A 1,304-nucleotide genomic window follows, 5' to 3' on the forward strand; every position below is an offset into this window, starting at 1 on the left:
GTGGGTGTGGGGGCGCGTCGCGCCCCCACTGCCTGCACTCGGCGACGGTGGGAGGGCGGGGGTGGGCGTGGGTGCCCCCGCAGCGACGAAGGAGCGAGGAGGGGCCCCGACCGGCCCGCCCGGCCCCCCCACGGGGACGGCGCCCTGTCGGCGCATGCCCACGCAGGTGGTGTGCGGTAGACGCCGGCGCCCGCAGGGCGCTGTCACGACGACCGGTCCGCACGCGACCCCGCCCCGCGAGGCCCGCGGAACCGTCGGGCGGGTGTGCGCGTCGTCCGCGGCATGCGCAGCGTGGAGGGGACGGCGAAGACGGCGACGAGCACGTGGGGACGCGTGGTGGTCGCCTTGGGCGCGGCGCTGGCCGTCGTGCTCGTCGCGCCCGCCGCGATCCCGAACGTGGGCCTGCGACTCGGCAGCCTGGTCGAGACGTTCCGCCCCTGGCTCGGTCTCGGAGTCTTCGTGCTGCTGGCCGTCGTCCTGGCCCGCCGCTCGCGGCTCACACTCGCGGCCGTCGCCCTGCCCGCGGCGACCTGGCTCGTGGTGTTCGGCCCGGAACTCCGCCCGGAGCAATCCGGAACCGGCCTCGTCGTCGCCCAGCACAACGTCAGCGACGTGAACCCGGACCCCGCCGAAACGGCGAAGGCGCTGCTCACGGCGGGTCCCGACCTGGTCGCCCTGCAGGAGCTGACCCCCGCCGCCCTTCCCGCGTACCGGAAGGCCCTCGACCCGACCCTGCCGCACCACGCGACCGAGGGGACGGTCGGTCTGTGGTCGGCGTATCCGCTGAGCGACGTCCGCCCCGTCGACATCAGACCCGAGGGCGTCCCCGCCGGCTGGAACCGCGGCCTGCGCGCGACGGCGGCGACCCCGGACGGCCCCGTGGCCGTGTACGTCGCCCACCTGCCCTCCGTCCGTTTCGGCGCGACCGGCTTCGGAACCGACCGCCGCGACGAGAGCGCGCAACTCCTGGCGCGCGCACTGGAGGAGGAACCCCTGCCCCGCACGATCCTCGCCGGCGACCTCAACAGCACCGCCGACGACCGCGGCCTCGACCCTGTCCTCGACCAGGCCGCCCCCGCCCCCGCTCGCAGCTTCGGCTTCACCTGGCCGGCCGCGTTCCCCCTGGCCCGCATCGACCACGTCCTCGCCCGCGAAGCCACCGTCACCACGACCCACACCGTCCGCACTTCGAGCGACCACCGCGCCCTGATCGCCCACGTCCGCCCCTGACCCCGCCGGACGGCGACCCGCCGCCCCCCGACCGCCCGGGCGACACCCCTGCCCCGCACGGACCGCGGCGGAGG

General features: G+C 76.8%; 1 protein-coding gene. It reads left to right on the plus strand.

The window, feature by feature from the left end; genetic code table 11:
- The first annotated feature begins 282 nt into the window (after positions 1–282).
- Positions 283–1,230, plus strand: a complete 948-nt coding sequence (locus ACFWEG_RS23780) for an endonuclease/exonuclease/phosphatase family protein (RefSeq protein ID WP_387218623.1) — start codon at positions 283–285, stop codon at positions 1,228–1,230.
- Positions 1,231–1,304 lie beyond the last annotated feature (74 nt).

Source organism: Streptomyces sp. NPDC060194, assembly GCF_042728285.1.
GTDB lineage: Bacteria > Actinomycetota > Actinomycetes > Streptomycetales > Streptomycetaceae > Streptomyces.